Here is a 19,594-nt window from a genome sequence, read left to right on the forward strand (position 1 = left end):
CGCGAAGAGGTGGCTGGCGCAGCCTACAGCTGCTTGTCCACGCTGATCTGCACGCCATGGTCGCGGTCATCGCTGCCGACCAGGCCACGGTAGTCCACGCGCAGTCCCCACTGCCTGCGCAGCTCGAATTGCAGGCCTGCCCCGAGCAGCCAGCGGCTGCGCTCGAAGCCCTCCAGCGTCGTCCGATAGAACGGCACATCCAGCGCGTCGGCGTACTGCATGGCGGCCACGCCGGCGCCCTTGAAGTCATGCTGGTACTCCACCCGCAGCTGCGGCGTCCACCGACCCCAGTCGGCGGTCTGCCGCGTCTCCAGACGCAGGCCGGCGTTGCCGGTGGTGGTCTGCACACGCTGGTCGGCATAGCCAAGTGCGAACAGCGCGCTGCCCTGTTCGACGAAAGCGTCCAGCGTGCCGTGCGAGGCATCCAGCCGCGCATACGGGGTGAACTGCCAGCTGCCGCGGGCGAAGTCAGCGCCCAGTGCAAGTGATCCGAACCACTGCCGTCCATCGCGGCGGCCCTGTGCATAGGTGCCGTCGGCGGTGACGTAACGGCGCAGCGTGTAGTCCAGCAGCTGATGACCCAGCAGCATATCCACGAATACGCGCTGCCCCGGGCTGTAGCTGCCATACACCGCCAGCGTATAGGCCTGGCCATCACTGCGGCTGCCGAGCTGGCCGACATCGCTGCGGTCGCGGCCGTAGCCGATGCCCGCACCCACCGCGAATGCATCGCTGAGACGGTAGTCCGCACCCAGGGTAAGACCATCGGTCTGGAAATCAGCCCCGGCGGCACCTCCGCTGCGGGTGCGCCCCGAACGCAGGCTGCCGCCGGTCCACAGGCCGAGGGTGCTGCCACTGTCCTGGCTGCTGCCGGCCAGCGCCGTGTCCGCCGTGTCCTCATCGTCGAACGGCTGGCGCCGCTGCGGGTCGCAGCCCGGCCCGTTCTTCTGCCCGATACGGCTGTCGCAGCTGCGGCGGGAAGCGGCCAGTGAAAGGGTGTTGCTGAAGCCGCCGTTGCGGCTGGCCCCATGCAGGCGCTGCATGCGCTGCTGGAAGTTCTCGATCTGCGAGCTGGCAAAGCGGCGGGCCGCATCGGTCTGGGCATCGAGCAGACCCCGCACCTCGGCATCACGGGTCGGGTCCGCACGCAGCGCGATCTGCAGCTGGTAGACACGCTGACCGGTGAAGCCCAGCGCGTCGGTGGCGGTGATGGTCAGACTGAACGCACCGCCGGCTGCGGGTGTGCCGCTGAGCTGGCCACCATCGTCGAGCACCAGTCCGGTCGGCAGACTGCCAGCCGTCACCGCGTAGCGGTAAGGCGCGGTGCCCCCACGCGTGCTCAGCACCAGCTGGTAGTCCGCCCCGTACACACCGGCAGGCAATGTCGCCGGGGTGAGGACCAGTTCCGGTGCCTGCACGCTGAGCGAATAGGCCTGCGTGGCCACGCCAGGCGCACCGGTCGTGCTGTCGGTCACCGTGATGCTGAAGCTGCTGCTGCCCGCCGCCGTGGCGGTCCCGGACAGCCGGCCACTGGCCGCGTCCAGCACCAGCCCGGCAGGCAGGGCCCCGGCTGAAACCGCGTAGGTGTAGGGCGCGATGCCCCCGCTGGCGCTGAACACCTGCGTGTACGCCGTGCCTGCCGCAACCGCTGGCAGGCCACCGGCTGCGGGCGTCAGCAGCACCGCCGGTGCCGCGATCTGCAGCGTGTAGGACTGGGTAACCGTCGCGGCCGTGCCGCCGGTGCTGTCGGTGGCGGTCACGGCCAGCGTGAAACTGCCGGCCTGGGTGGGCGTACCGGACAGCACACCCGTGGTGCTTTCAAACGACAGGCCGGTCGGCAGGGTGCCCGCCGTGATCGTGTAGCGGTACGGCGCGATGCCGCCGCTGGCGGCGAACGCCTGTTCGAAAGCCACTCCCGCCGTGCCGCTGGCCAGCGTGGCCGGTGCCAGAACAATCACCGGCGCCTGCACGCTGAGCGAGTAGGCCTGGGTGGCCACGCCCGGCGTACCGGTCGTGCCGTCGGTCACCGTGATGCTGAAGCTGCTGGTGCCGGCCACCATCGACGTGCCGCTCAACTGGCCGCTGGCCGCATCCAGCACCAGGCCGGCAGGCAGCGCGCCGGCGGAAACCGCGTAGCTGTAGGGGGCAATGCCGCCGCTGGCGCTGAACACCTGCGCGTACGCCGCGCCCGCCACAACCGCTGGCAGGTCACCGGCTGCGGGCGTCAGCAGCACCGCCGGTGCCACAATCTGCAGCGTGTAGGACTGGGTAACGGTCGCGGCCGTGCCGCCGGTGCTGTCGGTGGCGGTTACCGCCAGCACGAAACTGCCGGCCTGGGTGGGCGTACCGGACAGCACGCCCGTGGTGTTTTCAAGCGACACACCCGCCGGCAAGCTGCCCGCGGTGATCGTGTAGCGGTACGGCGCGATGCCACCGCTGGCGGTGAACGCCTGTTCGAAGGCCGCGCCCGCCGTACCGCTGGCCAGCGTACCCGGTGCCAGCGCAATCGCCGGCGCGCGTACGCTGAGTGTGTAGGCCTGCGTTGCCACACCCGGTATGCCGGTGTCACTGTCGGTCACCGTGATGCTGAAACTGCTGTCGCCAGCCACCATCGACGTGCCACTCAGCTGGCCGCTGTTGGCATCCAGCACCATGCCCGCTGGCAGGCTGCCGGCCGAAACGGTGTAGCGGTACGGCGCCACGCCGCCGGCGCTGGCAAAGCCCTGCTGGTAGGCCGTACCCGCTACGGCTTCCGGCAGCGCGCCGGCCGCCGGGGTCAGCACCACGGGCTGGCTGCCTACCTGCAGCGTATAGCTCTGGTTGTGCGTTGCTGGGGAACCGGTGGTGCTGTCGGTCACCAGCAGGCCCAGCGTGAAACTGCCCGACTGGGTCGGGGTTCCCGACAGCGTACCGGCAGCCGCATCGAACACCATGCCGGTCGGCAGCGTGCCACTCAGCGCATAGCTGTAGGGCGCCACGCCGCCAGCGGTGCTGATTGCCTGCTGGTAGCTCACTCCCGCCGTGGCGTCCGGCAGCGTGGCCGGGGTCACCACCAGGGTGGGGCTGGCCACCGTAAGGGCGAAGGCCTGTGCGGTGGTGAACGGACCGGTACCCGCGCTGCTGTCGGTAGCCGAGGCGAGCAGGTTGAAGCTGCCGGCCTGGGTCGGCGTGCCACTGACGGTCACGCTGTCGGCGGTGCTGTCGGTGATTGACAGACCGGCCGGCAGGTTGCTCACCTGGAAGCCTGTGTACGGCGCGGCACCTCCGGTCCAGCGGAAGGTCTGGCTGTAGGGCGCGCCGGCCACGGCCGAGAACACCCCCGTGGCCGTCACGGTGATGGACGGGTCGCCCACCGTGATGGTGACCGTGGCCGGGGCCGAGGTGCCGGTGCTGTTGCTCGCCGTGTAGGTGAAGCTGTCGGTACCGGCAAAGCCGGTTGCCGGCTGGTAGCTGATCGCGGTCGCTCCGGTCACGGTGGCTGTGCCGTGCTGCGGGGCGGTATCGATCGCCACCGATGCGGCTGCGCCGCCGGACAGCGCCAGCGCGACCGGTGTGGCCGGCGCAGCGTATGCCACGACCAGGCTTGCATCGCCCGCGACCGGCAGGCCCACGGCCACGTTGATCGACATGGTGCGGGTCACCGAGTAGGGCGCACCGACTCCCGTGGTGCTGTCAGTGGCGGTCACGTCGAAAGTGAAGTCACCCAAGGTCGTGGGCGTGCCGCTGAGCGTGCCGTTGGTGGCCAGCAGCAGGCCCGGTGGCACGCTGCCTGAGCTGACCACATAGGTGTAGGGCGCGGTGCCGCCGCCAGCGGTGCCGACCGAGGCGCTGTAGGCCTGTGCCAGCGTGGCCCCGGGCAACGGCGGGCCGGCCAGGACCAGCGCGGGCGCTGACACGGTCAGGATGTAGTTCTGGATGCCGCTGTAGGGGCCGGGCGCGACGCTGGTGTCGGTCGCGGTCAGCGTGAACGGGTAGCTGCCGGTGGCCGTGGGCGTGCCGCTCAGCACGCCGCCGCTGGCCAGGGTCAGGCCCGCTGGCAGTGCGCCGCTGGTGATGGCATAGGTGTAACTGCCACTGCCGCCGCTGGCGCTGAGTGTCTGGCTGTAGGCAGCACCCACCACCGGATTGGGCAGGGTCGTCGGACTGACGACGACGGGCTGGTCGTCGTTGAGAATGGTCACCACACCCTGTGCAGTACCCAGCAGGGCATTGACCGGCGCACTCAGGTTGACGGTGAAGGTTTCATCCGCCTCCGGCGTGGTATCGCCGTTGACCAGCACGGCGATGGTCTGTGTGGTGACACCCCGCGGGAAGGTCAGCGTGCCGCTGCTGCTGACGTAGTCGGTCGGCGCGGTGGCGGTGCCATCGGCGGTGGCGTAGTTCACTGTCACCGTCTGCCCGCTGGCGGCCGACAAGGCCACCGTCAGCGTGGCCGCCACCGTGCCTGCGTTGCCCTCGGTCACCGCGATGTTGTTGATCGACAGCGTCGGCAGCGGATCGTCGTTGACGATCGTGCCGGTGCCCCGCCCATCGACCACCGTGGCGCCGGTGACGTTGCTGACATTGACGAAGAACGTCTTGTCGGGCTCGTTCAGCAGGTTACCCAGCACCAGCACGGTGAAGCTCAGGCTGCTGCTGCCAGCGGCGATGACCTGTCCGGTCAGCGCCTGGGCCACGTAATCACGGCCGGCAAGGGCGGTGCCGTCGGCAGTGGCGATGTCAAAGCTCACCCCGGCCGCGCCGGCCGGCGCGCTCAGCGACACCGTGAAAGTGAACGAGGTGGTGCCGCTGTTGCCTTCGTTGAGGCTGACATCGTTGATGCTCAACGTCGGCTGATCGTCATCGACGATGGTGCCGGTTGCCGCAGCAGGCGCGCCCACCGCGTAGCCGGTGCCAGCCGCCAGGCTCAGCACGACTGTCTTGTCTGCTTCGATCGTGGTGTCGGCAAGGGGGGTGACGGTGATCGTGCCGGTGGTGGCACCGGCTGGAATCGACAGCGGTGAGGTGATGGTGGCGTAGTCGGTACCGTTGACCGCCGTACCACCGACGGTGAAGTTGATGGGCAGCGCAGACGGATTCGGCCGGTCCAGGGTGAAGGTGTAGACCAGCGCATTGCCGCTGTCTTCGACCACCGAGGTCGGCGATACCGCGATCGAGACGCTGGGCACGTCATCGTTGAGGATGGTGCCGGTGGCGCTGGACGGCGAGCCGACCGTGTAACCGCTGCCGGCAGCGACGGTGATGATCACGGTCTCATCCGCCTCCACCGTGGTGTCGGCGATCGGGTCGATCACCACCGTCGCGGTGGCGGCACCGGCCGGAATCGTCACCGAGGACACGGCACCGGTGTAATCCACACCGTTGGTGGCCGTGCCACCGGTGCCCAGGTTGACCACGGTCGGTGAGGACAGGACCAGGCTGCGGGTGACGGTGTAGACCAGAGGGGTGGCACCGTCTTCGCTGACGCTTGCGGGCGAGACCGCAATGCTCACGCTGGGCGGCGGACTGACCGTGAGGGTGAAGGACTCGACCTCGAAGTAGCTGCCGGGGCCGGTGCTGCTGTCGGTGACACGGATGTTGACCGGGTAGCTGCCCGGGCTCACGCTCGTCGTGCCGCTGATCACCCCGCCGCTGCCGAGGGTCAGGCCGGTCGGAAGCGTGCTGCCTTCCAGCACGTAGGTGTACGGCGCCACGCCACCGGCTGTCGCCAGCGTATGGCTGAGGGCCACGCCCTGGATGGCCGTGGCACTGGACGGGCTCAGGCTCAGGCTGGGGTTGGCGACGGTGCCGCTGTAGGCCTTGTCGACAGTGGCACCGGCGTTGTCGGTGGCGCGCACCGTGAAGCTGTAGGCACCGCGCTGGGTGGGCGCACCGCTGATGACCCCGGCATTGAGCGCCAGGCCGGGCGGAAGCGCGCCGGCGACCACCGCGTAGCTGTACGGGTCGGTCCCACCGCTGGCGCTGAGCGGCTGCGAGATCGGGGTGCCGGCGGTCAGTGACAGTGCCGCCGGCGCGATGACGATGGCCGAGTTTGCCGGCGTGACGGTGATGGTCACGCGCACCGTGCCGCCGTTGCCGTTCATCTCGCCATCGGTGAACTCGAAGACATCGCTGTCGGTGCTGAGCCCATCGTGCCCATAGTCGAGCAGCCAGCGACCGCCCGCCTCACGCGTGCTGGCGGTGCCATGCTGCGGCAGGGCCGGCCCGTCCACCGCTCCGAGGCCGTAGAACGCCGGCGAAGACGCGCAGTCGCTCACGTCCAGGGTGACCGAGGCTCCCTGGACGACGGTGGCACTCTTGGGCGGGCACAGCGGCGAGGTGTGCTGGGCCCAGGCGGCAGCCGGCCACAGCAGTACGGCGCACAGAAAAACGAACACGGTCGGGAACACACGCGCCAGATGCGCGGAGCGGGTACGGAACGCCATGACCTTTCCCCCTTGGAAAGAATCCACCTGATGCCGGACAACATCGAGGTGCGCGTCCTTGAGCCGGCTGCCCCGGGAGCATGGTGCCCCCGTCGTTCCCTGACGTCGCCGGCGGCAGGCCTTCCACGCCTCCCCCCTTGAGCGGCATTGAAACAGAGTCCCCGGGCCGAAGGAAGGGGGTGCGGCGGGGGGACTTGTGAACAGGCTGAATGACGTCCAGAGTAGGCCGGCGCCAGTCCGGCGCCCTGCGCTCAGCATCCAAGGGGGATCACGATGAGCGATTACTTCGTCGGCCAGATCATGATGGCCGGGTTCAACTTTGCGCCCCGTGGGTTCGCGCAATGCAACGGGCAGCTGCTGCCCGTCAACCAGAACGCGGCGTTGTTTTCCCTGCTGGGGGCGCAGTTCGGCGGCGATGGACGGACCATCTTCGGCCTGCCCGACATGCGCGGTCGCGTGCCCGTGGCCCATGGACCCTCGGCCGACGCCAGCTGGCAACCCGCACCGGCGGCAATGGGGCAGACCGGCGGTTCGGAAACGGTCGCCCTGCAGGGCACGAACCTGCCCGGGCACGGGCACCAGCTGCTGGGCGTCACCGCGGCCGGCGACAACCGCAATCCGAGCGGACGCGCATTCGCCGGCAGCACGGCGACCAAGGTCTATGCCGCACAGGGCGGGCCGCTGGTTGCCCAGTCCATGCAATCGGTCGCGTCGGCCGGCAGCGGTCAGGCGCACCCGAACATGCAGCCCTACACCACCCTCAACTTCTGCATCGCCCTGACGGGCATCTACCCCCCGCGTCCCTGACCCCTGCGCCGGTTGCCACCGGCGCTGCCGACACACAAGGAGCACGACCAGATGAGTGAAGCTTTTGTCGGTGAAATCCGCATGTTCGGCTTCAGACGCGTCCCCGAGGGCTGGCAGGCGTGCGATGGCTCGCTGCTGCCCATTGCCGGGTACGAGACGCTGTACACGCTGCTGGGCACCACCTATGGCGGCGATGGCGTGAACACGTTCGGCGTGCCCGACCTGCGCGGTCGCGTGCCCCTGCACCAGGGCACCGGCCCGGGCCTGAGCAATCGGGTCATGGGCCAGATGGCGGGAACCGAAACGGTCACCCTCACCATTCCCCAGATGCCCGCCCATACCCACGTCCTGTCGGTCACCACTGCGGCGGCCGGGCTCGATGCACCCTCGCTCACCGCCCTGCCCGGGGCACTGAGCGGAGAAAGCCTGTACCTGAGCGACATCACCGGGGCCACGGCGTTGGCGATGGAAGAAACGGCAGTGTCCATCAGCGGTGGCAACCAGCCACACGGCAACTGCATGCCCACGCTGACGCTGCAGTTCTGCATCTGCTGCATCGGCATCTACCCCTCGCAGAACTGACCCTTTCTCGCACGACCCGGAGAACCGATATGACCGAACCGTTCACTGGCGAGATCCAGATGCTGGGCTTCAGCTTTGCCCCGGCGGGCTGGGCCTACTGCAATGGCGCTACGTTGACCCTCCAGCAGAACGCCGCGCTGTATTCCCTGCTCGGCACCCAGTACGGCGGCAATGGCACCACCACGTTCAAGCTGCCCAACCTGACGATGCGCGCGGCCGCCGCGCAGGGCCTCGGGCCGGGTCTGACCCCGCGCCAGATCGGTGAGAGCTTCGGCGAGGCGCAGATCACCCTGGATGCTACCCAGATGCCAGCACATCGCCATACCGTCAACGCCTACAGTCCCGCCGATGCCAGCAAGCGCACCGGTACCCCGGTGGTCGGCGGCGGCGTGGCTTTGTCCGCCTCCAACGCGTTCAAGCCCTACAGCAACGCTCCGCCCGATACGGCCATGTCGCCGGCCATGCTCGCGCCCGTCAACGGCGGCAACGCACCGCACGCCAATCAGCAGCCCTACCTGGCGGTGAATTTCTGCATCGCGCTGTATGGGGTGTACCCCCAGTTCTCATGAGTGGCTTCGACGCGCTTGCGTCGTTCCCGGTGCAGTGCGTGCCGGTCCTGGTGGAGCACGCGTCGGCGCTCGACTGGGGCTGGCGCGCCTTGCATCACCACGACCTGCCCTGGCTGGCAGCGCTGTACGCCAGCACCCGCGAAGAAGAGCTGGCAGCCGTGCCCTGGCCGGCTGCCAGCAGACAGCAGTTCCTGCGCCAGCAGTTCGACGCGCAGCATCGGCATTACCTGGCCGCCTACCCCGGCGCACATTATCTGGCCATCGAGCAGGCCGGGCAGCCGGTCGGACGCCTCTATCTGGACCGCTGCGGTGTTGATGATCTGATCGTGGACATCAGTCTGCTGCCGCGCTCCCGCGGCGCTGGCCTGGGCAGCGCGGTGATCGGGCAGCTGCAGGCCGCGGCGGCCGCACGCCAGCGTGGCCTGGCCCTGCATGTGGCACGCTGCAATCCCGCCGCCCGGCGGCTCTACCAGCGTCTGGGTTTCATTGCAGCGCCAGCCGACCTGGCGCAGACCCATGTGCCGATGCGCTGGTGTGCAGCCGTCACCGCAGAAGGCAGCGCGCTCAGTTGAACACCGCCTGGTAGAGAAACCCCGCGCGCTCCTGCGCGATGGGCACCAGGAAGATGCCCACCTCGCCCACCCGTGCATGGTGCATCGGATAGATCTTCTGCGGGAACAGAATGGGTGCGGTATTGCGGAACAGCAGCGAGAACGGCGCACGCGCCGCGCCGCGCGGTGGCGGCGCCAGCGGCCGTGCTTCGACCAGCACGAATTCCAGCGACATGCCCTCCACCTGCGCGGCAAACGGTTCGTTCACGCAGCCGGCAAAGTGCTCCAGCGTCAACAAGTCCATGGTCCTTCCCCTGTTGCCGCGTCCTCGCGGCCGGGGTCCATCGTCGCCGTTGCGCAGGGCCGGCACAAGCACCCCACGCGCGCATGGCGGTTCAGGCCGCCAGTGCGCTGTCGATCGCCTGGCGCAGACGTGCGTCGTCGGCGGCCACATCGGGTGCGAACCGAGCCACCACCGCGCCGTCGCGGCCGATCAGAAACTTCTCGAAGTTCCACAGGATGCCGGGCGCCGGCTGCACCGCGATCTCCTTGCTGGCCAGACGCTCGCGCAACGGACCATCGCCCACCGCCTGCGGCTGCGCGGTGATCAGCTGCTGGTACAGCGGATGCACGTCGTCACCGGCCACGCTGATCTTCGAAAACATCGGGAAGCTCACGTCGTAGGTCAGCTGGCAGAACTGCTGGATGTCCTCCTCGCTGCCCGGTTCCTGGCCGAGGAAGTTGTTGGCCGGAAACCCCAGCACTTCCAGCCCGGCCGGCTGCTTTTCCAGATACAGCTGCTGCAGGCCTTCGTACTGCGGGGTCAGGCCGCATCTGGACGCCACGTTGACCACCAGCAGCACCTTGCCCCGGTAATCGGAAAGCTGCGACGGGCGACCGTCGATGGTAGTGAGGGGAACATCCTGGATCGACTGGCTCATCAACGGCTTCCTTTGTGAAATGGCAGGCGGTCAGCATAACGTCGTGTGCCGGCACACCAACGCACCGGCGATGCATCCGCGTCTGCCAGCCACACCCACGGTTCAGTCCACGCAGAGCGCAGGCTGGGTCACACCGCCCTCGATCCGCTGGCGGCAACCGAAGGTCTCGCTGATGTCACGCTGGCATACGCCGGTGGCGGTCACGCCTGCGGCACTCTGTCCTTCGGCCAGACACTGCCCGCTGCAGTCCTGTTTGCTGCTGCAGGCCTTGCCCGCATCGGCGTACGGCACCACGCACTGCACGCGCTGCAGCCGGCCCAAGGGACGCAGTTCACCGCCCTGCGCGGCGCAGGCCGCCGCATCACTGCCCGCACCGCCGCTGCTCTGCGTCGGCTGCGGTGCAGTGGAGGAGCAGGCCGCCAGCGCCAGTGCCAGCAACGTGCCGCCAATGATCGAACAACGCATGCGCAACATCCCCACCTGTTTTCAGAAGCGGCGAGGATAACCGCACGCGGTGTTCATTCCTCGTCAGTGCTGCCCAGCTGCTGCAGCGGGTCGGGCTGCAGTTCGGCCGGCAGCGTGCGCTTGGCCTTGCTGCCAAGCTCGGCCAGGCGGCGCGCACGCACGATCACCGATTGGTTCGACTCCTGCAGCCGCTTGCGCGCATCGCTGAAGGAACGGCTTGCATCGTCCAGCTTGCGCCCCACGGTATCGAAGTCGGCGAGGAAGGAAACCAGTGCATCCAGCACCAGGCCGCCGGTCTCGCTGATCTTCAGCGCCTGCTTCTGCACCTTGTCGCGGGTCCACAGGCGCTCGGCCACGCGCAGCAGCGCCATCAGGGTATTGGGCGAAGCAAACACCACCTTGTTGTCGAAAGCGTACGACTGCAGCGCAGGGTCGGTGCTCAATGCAGCCGACAGCGCTCCTTCGATCGGCACGAAGGCGATGGTCACATCCAGGGTCTGTTCCTCGCCCATCGCCTTGGGATAGTTGCGCTCGCCCAGGTCTTTGACGTGGCGCCGCAGGCCCGCGGCATGGCGCAGCAGAGCCTCGCTGGACAGCTCGGGCGTGGCGGCGTTCATTGCTTCCTGCCAGGCCACGAGATTGACCTTGCTGTCCACCACGATGCTGCGCTGGTCGGGGAAGTTGACCACCACGTCCGGCCGCAGGCGTTCGCCCTCATCGCCCACTACATGCTGCTGACGGGTGTAGTGCACCCCTTCTTCGAGGCCGGAGCCACGCAGCACGCTGTCGAGCATCAGTTCGCCCCAGTCGCCGCGCACGCGCGCATTGCCCTTCAACGCGCTGGTCAGCGCTGCCGCCTGTGCGGCCATGTCCTGGTTGAGCGTCTTCAGCTCGCCCACCGCACCGAGCAGGCTGGCACGTTCGCGCGCCTCGTCGGTGTACAGCACGTCCACACGGCTGCGGAACTCCTGCAGGCGTTCAGCGAAGGGCTTGAGCAGGTTCTCGATGTCCAGCCGCGACTGACCGGTGGCCTGGCGCACGTTCTGCGCGAACTGCTGGCCGCGCTCGTCGAAGACCTTGCCGGCCAGCTCGGCGAAGGCACCGGTGAGCTTCTCCTTGGCGGTGTCCAGGTAGGCGCGCAGTTCCGCGCTGGCCTGCTGCGAATGCTGCAGGTTGGCCTGCACCCGGGTGTGTTCGCCGTGCAGCTGCTGATAGCGTTCGCGCTGCTCGTGCAGCGCCTGCTGCACTTCCTGCAGCTGCTGCCGGGCCTGCTCCAGGGCGAGCTCGCGCTCGGCCAGCCGGGTATCGCGCTCACCGGCCAGCGCCGCTTCGCGTTCGCTGCGTGCCTGGGCCACGGCCAGCTGCTGCTGGCGCTGCTCGCTGCGGCTGCGCTCACCGTCGAGGTCGTCCTGCAGCGCCTGCAGGCGGCCGGCAAGCTGGCCGGCCTCGACCTGCGCGGCGGTGCTGCGCTGACGTTCGTCGGCGAGCGCCTGCTGCAGCTGCTCCAGTGCAGCGGTATCGGGACGCTGGCCGGCACGGCCCAGCCGCACCACCAGCAGGATGAGAATGACGGCCAGCACCAGCACGGCCAGCAGGATCAAGGTATGGGTTTGCATGACGGTAGTTTAGGCTGCGCCGGTCTCACCCGCTGCGCCTGCGGTGTCATCGCAGAGCGGCGATACTGTGCGGCACACCACCGGATGCCTGCGATGAAGACCTGCCTTGTCCTCTGCCTTTGCCTGCTCGCCAGCCCGCTGCTGGCCGCACCGTCGGTGACGATCACCTCACCGGCGGCGCTGCCCACACAGGACGCGCGACCCAAGGTGTTTCTTGCCGGCAGCATTGAAATGGGCAAGGCCGGTGACTGGCAGAGCCAGGTGCAGCGCGCGCTCGCCGACGAAGGCGTGGTGATGCTCAACCCACGGCGTGCCGACTGGAACCCGGCCTGGAAGGCCGATGCCAGCGAGCCCGAGTTCGCCCGCCAGGTCCAGTGGGAGCTGGCCGCGCTGGAACAGGCCGACGTCATCCTGATGTACTTCACCCCCGGCACGCAGAGCCCGATCACCCTGCTCGAGTTCGGCCTCTACGCCCGCTCGGGGCGGCTGCTGGTTGCTGCGCCGGAAGGTTTCTGGCGCAAGGGCAACCTGGACATCACCGGCGACCGCTACGGCGTGCCGCGCTTTGATGACCTGGACAGCCTGGTGCAGGCAGTAAAGGCCCGCCTGCACACAATGCCGCCCCGGTAGAAACGGGCCAGGCCCGTCTGCCTCACCAGCCTTCAAGCACGATCTTGCCCTTCGCCCGCTGGCTTTCCAGCAGCTCGTGCGCACGCCGCAGGTTGGCTGCGTTGATCCGGCCGTAGTGCTCGCCCAGCGTGCTGCGCAGTTCACCGGCATCGATGAGCCCGGCAACCCGGTTGAGCAGCACGTGCTGCTGCTGCATGTCGGCGGTGTGGTGCAGCGGGCGGGCGAACATGAACTCCCAGTGCAGCGAAGCGCTCTTGCGCTTGAGCGCCATCACATCGAGCTGGCCGGGGTCGTCGATCAGGCCCAGCTGGCCCTGCGGCGCCAGCACCTCGATGATCTGCGGGTAGTGCTGATCGGTATGGGTCAGGCTGGCCACGTGCTCCACCTGCGCGATGCCCAGTCGGTTCAGGCCCTCGGTCAACGGCAGGCTGTGGTCGATGACATGGTGGGCGCCCATCTCGTACACCCAGTCCTGCGTGTCCGGGCGCGAGGCGGTGCCGACCACGGTCAGCCGGGTCAGCCTGCGCGCCAGCTGCACCAGGATCGAGCCGACGCCACCGGCGGCACCGATGACCAGCAGGGTCTGGCCCTCCCCGCCGCCCTCGGCGATGCGCAGGCGGTCAAACAGCAGTTCCCATGCGGTGATCGCGGTCAGCGGCAGGGCCGCGGCGGCGGCATCGTCCAGGCTGGCCGGCTTGCGGCCGACAATGCGCTCATCCACCAGCTGGTACTCGGCGTTGCTGCCCGGTCGGTCGATCGCACCGGCGTAGTACACCTCGTCGCCGGGCTGGAACAGGGTCACCTCGCTGCCGATCTCGTCGACCACGCCTACCGCGTCCCAGCCAAGCACGCGCGGTGCCTCGGTCGCGGTGTTGCGGCGCACCTTGGTGTCCACCGGATTGACCGCCACCGCACGCACCTTGACCCGCAGATCGCGCGGGCCCGGACTGGGCGTCTCCAGCTCGAGGTCCTGCAGCGCGGCCGGGTCGGTGATCGGCAGACCCGCCTGGGAATAGGCAACAGCACGCATGGCAATGCTCCGTAGGGAAGACGACCAGCATGGCCGCTGCAGCGCGCGCCGGAAAGCGGCAGAATCGGTCATCACTTTCACTGCAGGAATGAAAATGGTCAGGCTCGACGACCTGCAGCTGTTCAGCCGGACCGCCGCACTGGGCAGTTTTTCCAGTGCCGCGCGCGAGGCCGGGCTGCTGCCCGGCCAGGTGGCCGCAGCGGTGGCGCGGCTTGAACGCGAACTGCAGCTGCGGCTGTTCGTGCGCACCACCCGCAGCCTGCGGCTGACCGCCGAAGGCGCACGCTACCTCCCGTACGCGCAGCAGGTGCTGGCGGCGCTGCGCGAAGGCCAGGCACGCGCGCAGGGCGAGGACAGCGACCTGCGCGGCACCCTGCAGGTGGCGGCCCCGTCCGACCTCGGGCGCAATGTGCTGCTGCCATGGCTGACCGCGTTCCGGGCCGCGCACCCCGGTCTGCAGCTGCACCTGCAGCTCTCCGACCAGGTGGCCGATGTGTTCCGCGAGCCGGTGGATGTGGCCTTTCGCCTCGGCCGCTTCGACAACGCAAGCTATGTCGCCCTGCCCCTGCTGGCACACAACCGGCGCGTGCTGGTGGCAGCACCGGACTACCTGCAGCGTCACGGCACGCCCAGCTGCGTGGAGGCGTTGCAGGACCATGCCTGCCTGCTCTACCAGCTGGGCGGGCGTACCCACGACCGTTGGCAGATCGACCACGATGGCCAGCGCCGGGTGGCTGCCGTGCGCGCCGCCCTGCACTGCGATGATGCCGATGTGGTGCGGCGCTGGGCCGTGGCTGGCCAGGGCATCGCCTACAAATCGTGGCTGGATGTGGCCGACGACGTGCGTGGCGGTCGCCTGCAGGTGCTGCTCGGCGGCGCCGGCGAAGCCTTGCCGTTGAATCTGGTCTGTCCGCATCGTGCGCAGTTCTCAGCGGCCATACGCCAGCTGCATGCGTTCGTGCAGCCGCGGCTGCAGGCGCGGCTGCGCGGGCTGCCGGGGCTGGCCGAAGGCGCGCAGGGTGTTGCTGTCCGCTCACGTGGCGGACAATAGCCGCCCCCCGACGTCGAACGAGTAGACCGCCATGCCGTGGATGGGCATCCAGGACCTGTGGACTTTTCTGGTTGCCGTGCTGGTCTTCCTCGCACTGCCGGGCCCAGGCACCTTCACCCTGCTCACCGCCACCGGCCGCGGCGGCGTGCGCGGCGGTTACACCGCACTGGCCGGGCTGCTGCTGGGCGACCAGATCCTGATATGGCTGGCGCTGGCCGGTGTCGCCGCCCTGCTCAAGGCCAACCCGCTGGTCTTCCATGCCGTGCAGTATCTGGGCGCAGCCTACCTGGTGTGGGTCGGCATCAGCCTGCTGCGCACGCCTCGACCAGGCAGCGACGGCACGCCCGGTGGCGTCCGCCTGCAGCCCGGGCACTACTTCCGCCAGGCCATCCTGGTCAGCCTGCTCAACCCGAAGGCCATCCTGTTCTACATGGCCTTCCTGCCGTTGTTCATCGACCCCCGCGCGCATCAGGGCGCGGCTACGTTCGCCGCGCTGGCCGGCATCATCTTCGTGGTCAGCATCGCCTACTGCTCGCTGCTGATCGGCGCAGGCAACCTGGCACGACGCCGGTTGATCCAGCATCCGAAGGTCAGCGATGCGCTGCGGCGGGTGGCGGGTGTATTCCTGCTCGGCTTCGGCATCCGGCTGGGGCTTAATGGTTGACCCGGCCAGCGGCGCCTGCCAACTGCACCACCAGCGCGGCGGCACCTCAGCGCGACCGCTTCGCATACAGCCATCGTGTTTATGCCGAATCCGGCAGCAGCGGCCGCTGTTGACCTCTCTTCAACACTCCATGCCCTACGACAGTGGTATTGCTGCGCCGCGTTGGGTAACACTCGGCCACTTGTCGTTCTTTGCTTCCCTTCCGTTTTCCCGAGGCCTGCATGTCACTGCTACGCCGTAAGTCGCTTGAGTCCGTCACTGTCCATGAAGAAGGCCGGCGGCTGGTCCGCTCCCTCAGCTGGCCGCATCTGATCGCGCTCGGCATCGGTGCCATTGTCGGCACCGGCATCTATACCCTGATCGGCGTTGGTGCCAATCTCGCCGGACCGGCCGTGCTGATTTCCTTCGCCATCGCCGGTGCGGTGTGCGCCTGCGCTGCACTCTCCTACGCCGAGCTGTCCACACTGATGCCGGCTGCCGGCAGCGCCTATACCTACAGCTACACGGCCTTGGGCGAGATGTTCGCCTGGATCGTCGGCTGGAGCCTGATCCTGGAGTACTCGCTGGTGGTGAGTACGGTGGCGGTCGGCTGGTCAGGCTATTTCGTCGGATTCCTGGAGTGGGTGCACAGCACGCTGGGCTGGGACATCCGCCTGCCGGCTGCGCTGTCGGCCGGGCCGCATGTCGAGAACGGCATGTTCAACCTGCCGGCGGTCATCATCACCTGGGTGGTGGCCGGCGGCCTGATGCTGGGCACCAAGGAAAGCGCTACCCTCAACGCCATCCTGGTGGTGCTGAAGATCGTCGCGCTGGCGGTGTTCGTGGCGGTGGCCCTGCCGGCCTTCGATGCCGCCAACCTGCAGCCGTTCATGCCGTACGGCTTTGCCAAGTCGCCGGATGCCGAGGGCGTGGAACGCGGCGTGATGGCCGCTGCGGCGATCATCTTCTTCGCCTTCTACGGCTTCGATGCGATCTCCACCGCCGCCGAGGAAACCAGGAACCCGGGCCGTGATCTGTCCATCGGCATCATCGGCTCGATGGTCGGCTGCACCATCATCTACATGCTGGTGGCGCTCGCCGCGATCGGCGCGATGAGCTACGCGGTGTTCGGCAGCAGTGCCGAGCCGCTGGCGCTGATCATGCGCCAGCTGGGCCATCCCACCGCCGCACTGGTGATCGGCGTGGTGGCCATCATCGCGTTGCCCACCGTGCTGCTGGCCTTCCTGTTCGGCCAGAGCCGCGTGTTCTTTGTGATGGGACGCGATGGTCTGCTGCCGCGGCGCCTGTCGGCGGTCAACCCGCGTACCGGCACGCCGGTGGCGACCACATTGTTCAGTGCGCTGCTGGTGTCGGTGCTGGCCGGCGTGGCCCGCCTGGACGAGATCGCCGCACTGGCCAATGCCGGTACGCTGGCCGCGTTCACCGCCGTGGGCATCTGCCTGGTGGTGATGCGCCGCCGCGCGCCGGACCACAAGCGCAGTTTCCGCACGCCGCTGGCATGGATCGTGGGGCCGGCCGCTGCACTGGGCTGCATCTACCTGTTCATCAGCCTGCCCAGCAGCACGCAGAAGTATTTCCTGCTGTGGAATGCGATCGGTCTGGCCGTGTACTTCCTGTACAGCCGCCGCAATGCGGTGATCGGGCGCTGAGGCACCGGCATGGCGTCGGGTACCGACCGGAGTCGGTGCCCGACACCCGAACGCGTCATCGCGCGGCGTGGTCCTGCGCCTGCTGCATCACCCGCAGCAGGTTGCCGCCCCATATCGCAGCGATCTGCTGCTCGCTGTAACCGCGGCGCAGCAGCCAGGCGGTGATCTTGGGCAGTTCGCTGACATCGCGCAGGTCGGTCAGGCCGCCACCGCCATCCCAGTCCAGGCCGATGCCCACATGCTCAGGCCCGACCACATCGAGGATGTGCGCCAGGTGGGCGAAGAAGTCCTCCAGCGAGGCGCGGCGCACCGGATACTGCTGGTCCAGCGCGTCCTCACCGGCCTGCAGTTCGCGCCCCTGCGCGATGCTCATGTTTTCCCAACCACCCAGGCGCTCGCTCAGCGCATCTTCGGCCGCCTTGCGCTCGGGGCTCCTGCCCGGGTCAACCAGGTAGCCGCCATATGCGTTGACCTGGATGACACCCCCGGCCTTGGCAAGCTGGCGCAGACGCGCATCGTCGAGGTTGCGCGGGTGATCGTGCACCGCCTTGGCCGAGCTGTGCGAGAGCACGAACGGCACCGGCATCATCTTCAACAGATCGTCAAACACCGCATCGGAAGCATGTGACTGGTCGATCACGATGCCCTGTTTCACCGCCGCTTCGACCAGCGCGCGCCCGGCCGGACTCAGCCCGTTCCACTGCGGTCCCTTGGGGTCGGTGGCCGAGTCGGCCAGTTCGTTGTTGGCAAAGTGCACCAGGCTCATCATGCGCAGGCCGGCCTGGTGGTAGAACGAGAGCAGGCTGGGATCGGCCACCAGCGGGCTGGCGTTTTCCATGCTGATGAATACCACGCGCTTGCCCGCCGCCTTGGCCTTGGCCGCATCGGCCGGCTGCAGCGCCAGTGCCAGGGTCTGCGGGTGGGCAGCGACCGTCAGGCGGATGTCCAGCAGGCGCTGCAGGCCGGCATCGCGGTCGCGGAGATGGGCCGCCGCGCTGCGGTCGCCCTGGCCGGTGTAGATGGCCCAGAACCCGCCATCGAGCGCACCGTCGACCATGCGCGGAAGGTCGACCTGCGACAGCGCGTTATGCGGATGCGCCTGGGTGATGTCGAAGCCCTCGCGGCCGAAGTTGGCCGGCGTATCGAGGTGGCTGTCCAGGGTGAGCAGGCGCTGCTGCAGCGCCTTGGCGGTGGCCAGTTCCTGGGCGGAGAACGTGATGGCCTGGGCCGACAGGGGCGCGCACAGCAGCAGCGTGGCCAGCAGGGGAAGACGTCGCAGCATGGAGGTGATCCGCAGGAGAGAGACAGATGACCTTAGCTGGCAGGCGGCAGCCTGGGTAGAGCGGGGCTCTGCCCCGCTGCTGTCGACGTTGCAGCCGGGCAGAGCCCGGCCCTAACTCAGAACACGCGGCAGAACACCGCTTTGAGGTAGCGCGATTCCTGCACGTGGGCCATGAACGGATGGTCCGGGCCCGCGCCCGCCACCTTGATGATCTGGATCGTGCGGCCCGAGTAGAACGCCGCCCGACGCAGCATGTCCAGGAACTGGTCCTCGGCCACCAGGCCGGTGCACGAGAACGTGGCGAACAGGCCGCCCGGCTTGACGACGCCCAGCGCCAGCTTGTTCATGTCCAGATACTTCTTCAGCGCGCTGATCACCTGGTCGCGATCACGGGTCATCTTGGCCGGGTCCAGGATCACCACGTCGTACTGGTCACCGCGGTTGGACGCATCGCGCAGCCACGGAAAGATGTCGGCCTGGACGAACTTCGGCCGCGCATTGTTGAGCTTGGCATTGCCCTTGGCGATCTGGATGACATCCTGGTCGATGTCCACACCGATCACTTCGCTGGCGCCGCGGGCAGCGGCATACACCGCAAAACCACCGGTGTTGCAGCACAGGTCGAGCACCGTCTTGCCTTCCACCTGCTGGCTCAGCCACTGGCGGTTCTCGCGCTGGTCGGCGAAGAAACCGGTCTTGTGCGCGCCGGCCGGGTCGGCGCGGAAACGGACGCCGTACTCGGTGATCACCGCCGCTTCGGTGGTGGTGTTGCCGTGGAAATCAAAGCTTTCCTGCTTCTGCACGTGTTCGTCGGCAAAGCTGTGGAACCGGCAGCCGGGGAACTGCGCGCGCAGCGCTTCATAGACCCACTCGCGGTGACGGAACATGCCGGCGGCGAAAAACTCCACCACCACCAGATCACCGTAGCGGTCAACGACCAGGCCCGACAGGCCGTCGCCTTCGCTGTGGACCACACGCCAGGCATCGGAAACCTGGTCAAGCTTGAGCACGTCGCGACGCAGGCTCACCGCCTGGGCGATCTTTTCTGCAAACCAGCCGGCATCCACCTCCACGTCCGGATGGGTTTCCAGAATGCGTACGGCGATGCGCGAGTGGCCGTTGTAGAACCCACGGCCGATGAACTCACCATCGACGCCGACAACGTCGACCAGCGAACCGGGCTTGGGGCGGACGGTCGGCTTCTCGACCAGCTTCTGGAAAATCCACGGATGGCTGGAGCGCCATGCGTTCTTCAGGCGGACTACGGGCAGTGGGGTATTCATCTGCCTATTGTAGGGCACCGGCCGCGGTTTCCATGAGCGGCCGGCGAGG

Annotated in this window: 16 protein-coding genes; 8 read left to right on the forward strand and 8 right to left on the reverse strand. The window is 68.2% G+C overall.

Annotated features, from left to right (window positions below; genetic code table 11):
- Positions 1-23: 23 nt before the first annotated feature.
- Positions 24-6,425 (reverse strand): putative Ig domain-containing protein, encoded by a 6,402-nt coding sequence (locus RZA67_RS00130; protein WP_317210495.1) that lies wholly within the window; start codon positions 6,423-6,425, stop codon positions 24-26.
- A gap of 273 nt (positions 6,426-6,698) precedes the next feature.
- Between RZA67_RS00130 and RZA67_RS00135 the strand changes: the two genes are divergently transcribed.
- From RZA67_RS00135 to RZA67_RS00150, 4 genes are read left to right on the forward strand one after another with little or no spacing between them, the layout of a single operon-like run.
- Complete coding sequence (locus RZA67_RS00135) at positions 6,699-7,232, forward strand: tail fiber protein (protein WP_317210496.1); 534 nt, start codon at positions 6,699-6,701, stop codon at positions 7,230-7,232.
- Between the two features lie 51 nt (positions 7,233-7,283).
- Positions 7,284-7,814, forward strand: a complete 531-nt coding sequence (locus RZA67_RS00140) for a tail fiber protein (RefSeq protein ID WP_317210497.1) — start codon at positions 7,284-7,286, stop codon at positions 7,812-7,814.
- 29 nt (positions 7,815-7,843) lie between these two features.
- Entirely contained in the window at positions 7,844-8,383 is a 540-nt protein-coding gene (locus RZA67_RS00145) for a tail fiber protein (protein ID WP_317210498.1), read from the forward strand.
- Positions 8,380-8,955, forward strand: coding sequence for a GNAT family N-acetyltransferase (locus RZA67_RS00150; protein WP_317210499.1), 576 nt, complete (start codon positions 8,380-8,382; stop codon positions 8,953-8,955). The genes RZA67_RS00145 and RZA67_RS00150 overlap by 4 nt, the downstream gene beginning before the upstream one ends.
- On the opposite strand, the gene RZA67_RS00155 is transcribed toward RZA67_RS00150, so the two are convergent.
- The 4 genes from RZA67_RS00155 to rmuC all read right to left on the reverse strand — a co-directional run bounded on the left by RZA67_RS00155 (position 8,948) and on the right by rmuC (position 11,956).
- Complete coding sequence (locus RZA67_RS00155) at positions 8,948-9,238, reverse strand: hypothetical protein (RefSeq protein WP_317210500.1); 291 nt, start codon at positions 9,236-9,238, stop codon at positions 8,948-8,950. The two genes, RZA67_RS00150 and RZA67_RS00155, sit on opposite strands and share 8 nt — an antisense overlap.
- 91 nt (positions 9,239-9,329) lie before the next feature.
- Positions 9,330-9,875 (reverse strand): glutathione peroxidase, encoded by a 546-nt coding sequence (locus RZA67_RS00160; protein WP_317210501.1) that lies wholly within the window; start codon positions 9,873-9,875, stop codon positions 9,330-9,332.
- Between the two features lie 102 nt (positions 9,876-9,977).
- Positions 9,978-10,340 (reverse strand): hypothetical protein, encoded by a 363-nt coding sequence (locus tag RZA67_RS00165; RefSeq protein ID WP_317210502.1) that lies wholly within the window; start codon positions 10,338-10,340, stop codon positions 9,978-9,980.
- A gap of 53 nt (positions 10,341-10,393) precedes the next feature.
- The gene (gene rmuC / locus RZA67_RS00170; RefSeq protein WP_317210503.1) at positions 10,394-11,956 is read right to left on the reverse strand and encodes a DNA recombination protein RmuC; all 1,563 of its coding nucleotides are present in this window, start codon (positions 11,954-11,956) and stop codon (positions 10,394-10,396) included.
- A 93-nt stretch (positions 11,957-12,049) separates the two neighbouring features.
- Between rmuC and RZA67_RS00175 the strand changes: the two genes are divergently transcribed.
- The gene (locus RZA67_RS00175) at positions 12,050-12,586 is read left to right on the forward strand and encodes a nucleoside 2-deoxyribosyltransferase domain-containing protein (protein ID WP_317210504.1); all 537 of its coding nucleotides are present in this window, start codon (positions 12,050-12,052) and stop codon (positions 12,584-12,586) included.
- A 22-nt stretch (positions 12,587-12,608) separates the two neighbouring features.
- Here the strand turns inward: RZA67_RS00175 and RZA67_RS00180 are convergent, their stop codons facing one another.
- On the reverse strand, positions 12,609-13,616 hold the full coding sequence (locus RZA67_RS00180) for a zinc-binding alcohol dehydrogenase family protein (protein WP_317210505.1): 1,008 nt from the start codon (positions 13,614-13,616) through the stop codon (positions 12,609-12,611).
- Between the two features lie 88 nt (positions 13,617-13,704).
- Between RZA67_RS00180 and RZA67_RS00185 the strand changes: the two genes are divergently transcribed.
- The 3 genes from RZA67_RS00185 (at position 13,705) to RZA67_RS00195 (ending at position 16,980) form a co-directional block, all read left to right on the forward strand.
- The gene (locus tag RZA67_RS00185) at positions 13,705-14,667 is read left to right on the forward strand and encodes a LysR family transcriptional regulator (protein WP_317210506.1); all 963 of its coding nucleotides are present in this window, start codon (positions 13,705-13,707) and stop codon (positions 14,665-14,667) included.
- 31 nt (positions 14,668-14,698) lie between these two features.
- Entirely contained in the window at positions 14,699-15,331 is a 633-nt protein-coding gene (gene leuE / locus RZA67_RS00190) for a leucine efflux protein LeuE (protein ID WP_317210507.1), read from the forward strand.
- Between the two features lie 221 nt (positions 15,332-15,552).
- Complete coding sequence (locus RZA67_RS00195) at positions 15,553-16,980, forward strand: amino acid permease (RefSeq protein WP_317210508.1); 1,428 nt, start codon at positions 15,553-15,555, stop codon at positions 16,978-16,980.
- A gap of 55 nt (positions 16,981-17,035) precedes the next feature.
- On the opposite strand, the gene RZA67_RS00200 is transcribed toward RZA67_RS00195, so the two are convergent.
- Both RZA67_RS00200 and RZA67_RS00205 read right to left on the reverse strand, forming a co-directional pair.
- Positions 17,036-18,262: a dipeptidase gene (locus RZA67_RS00200; protein ID WP_317210509.1), complete on the reverse strand. Its 1,227-nt coding sequence runs from the start codon at positions 18,260-18,262 to the stop codon at positions 17,036-17,038.
- Positions 18,263-18,378: 116 nt separating this feature from the next.
- Positions 18,379-19,545, reverse strand: a complete 1,167-nt coding sequence (locus tag RZA67_RS00205; RefSeq protein WP_317210510.1) for a class I SAM-dependent rRNA methyltransferase — start codon at positions 19,543-19,545, stop codon at positions 18,379-18,381.
- Positions 19,546-19,594: the final 49 nt, after the last annotated feature.

Origin of the sequence: Stenotrophomonas sp. C3(2023), from assembly GCF_032911385.1 — a bacterium.
In the GTDB taxonomy this organism is placed as follows: domain Bacteria; phylum Pseudomonadota; class Gammaproteobacteria; order Xanthomonadales; family Xanthomonadaceae; genus Stenotrophomonas.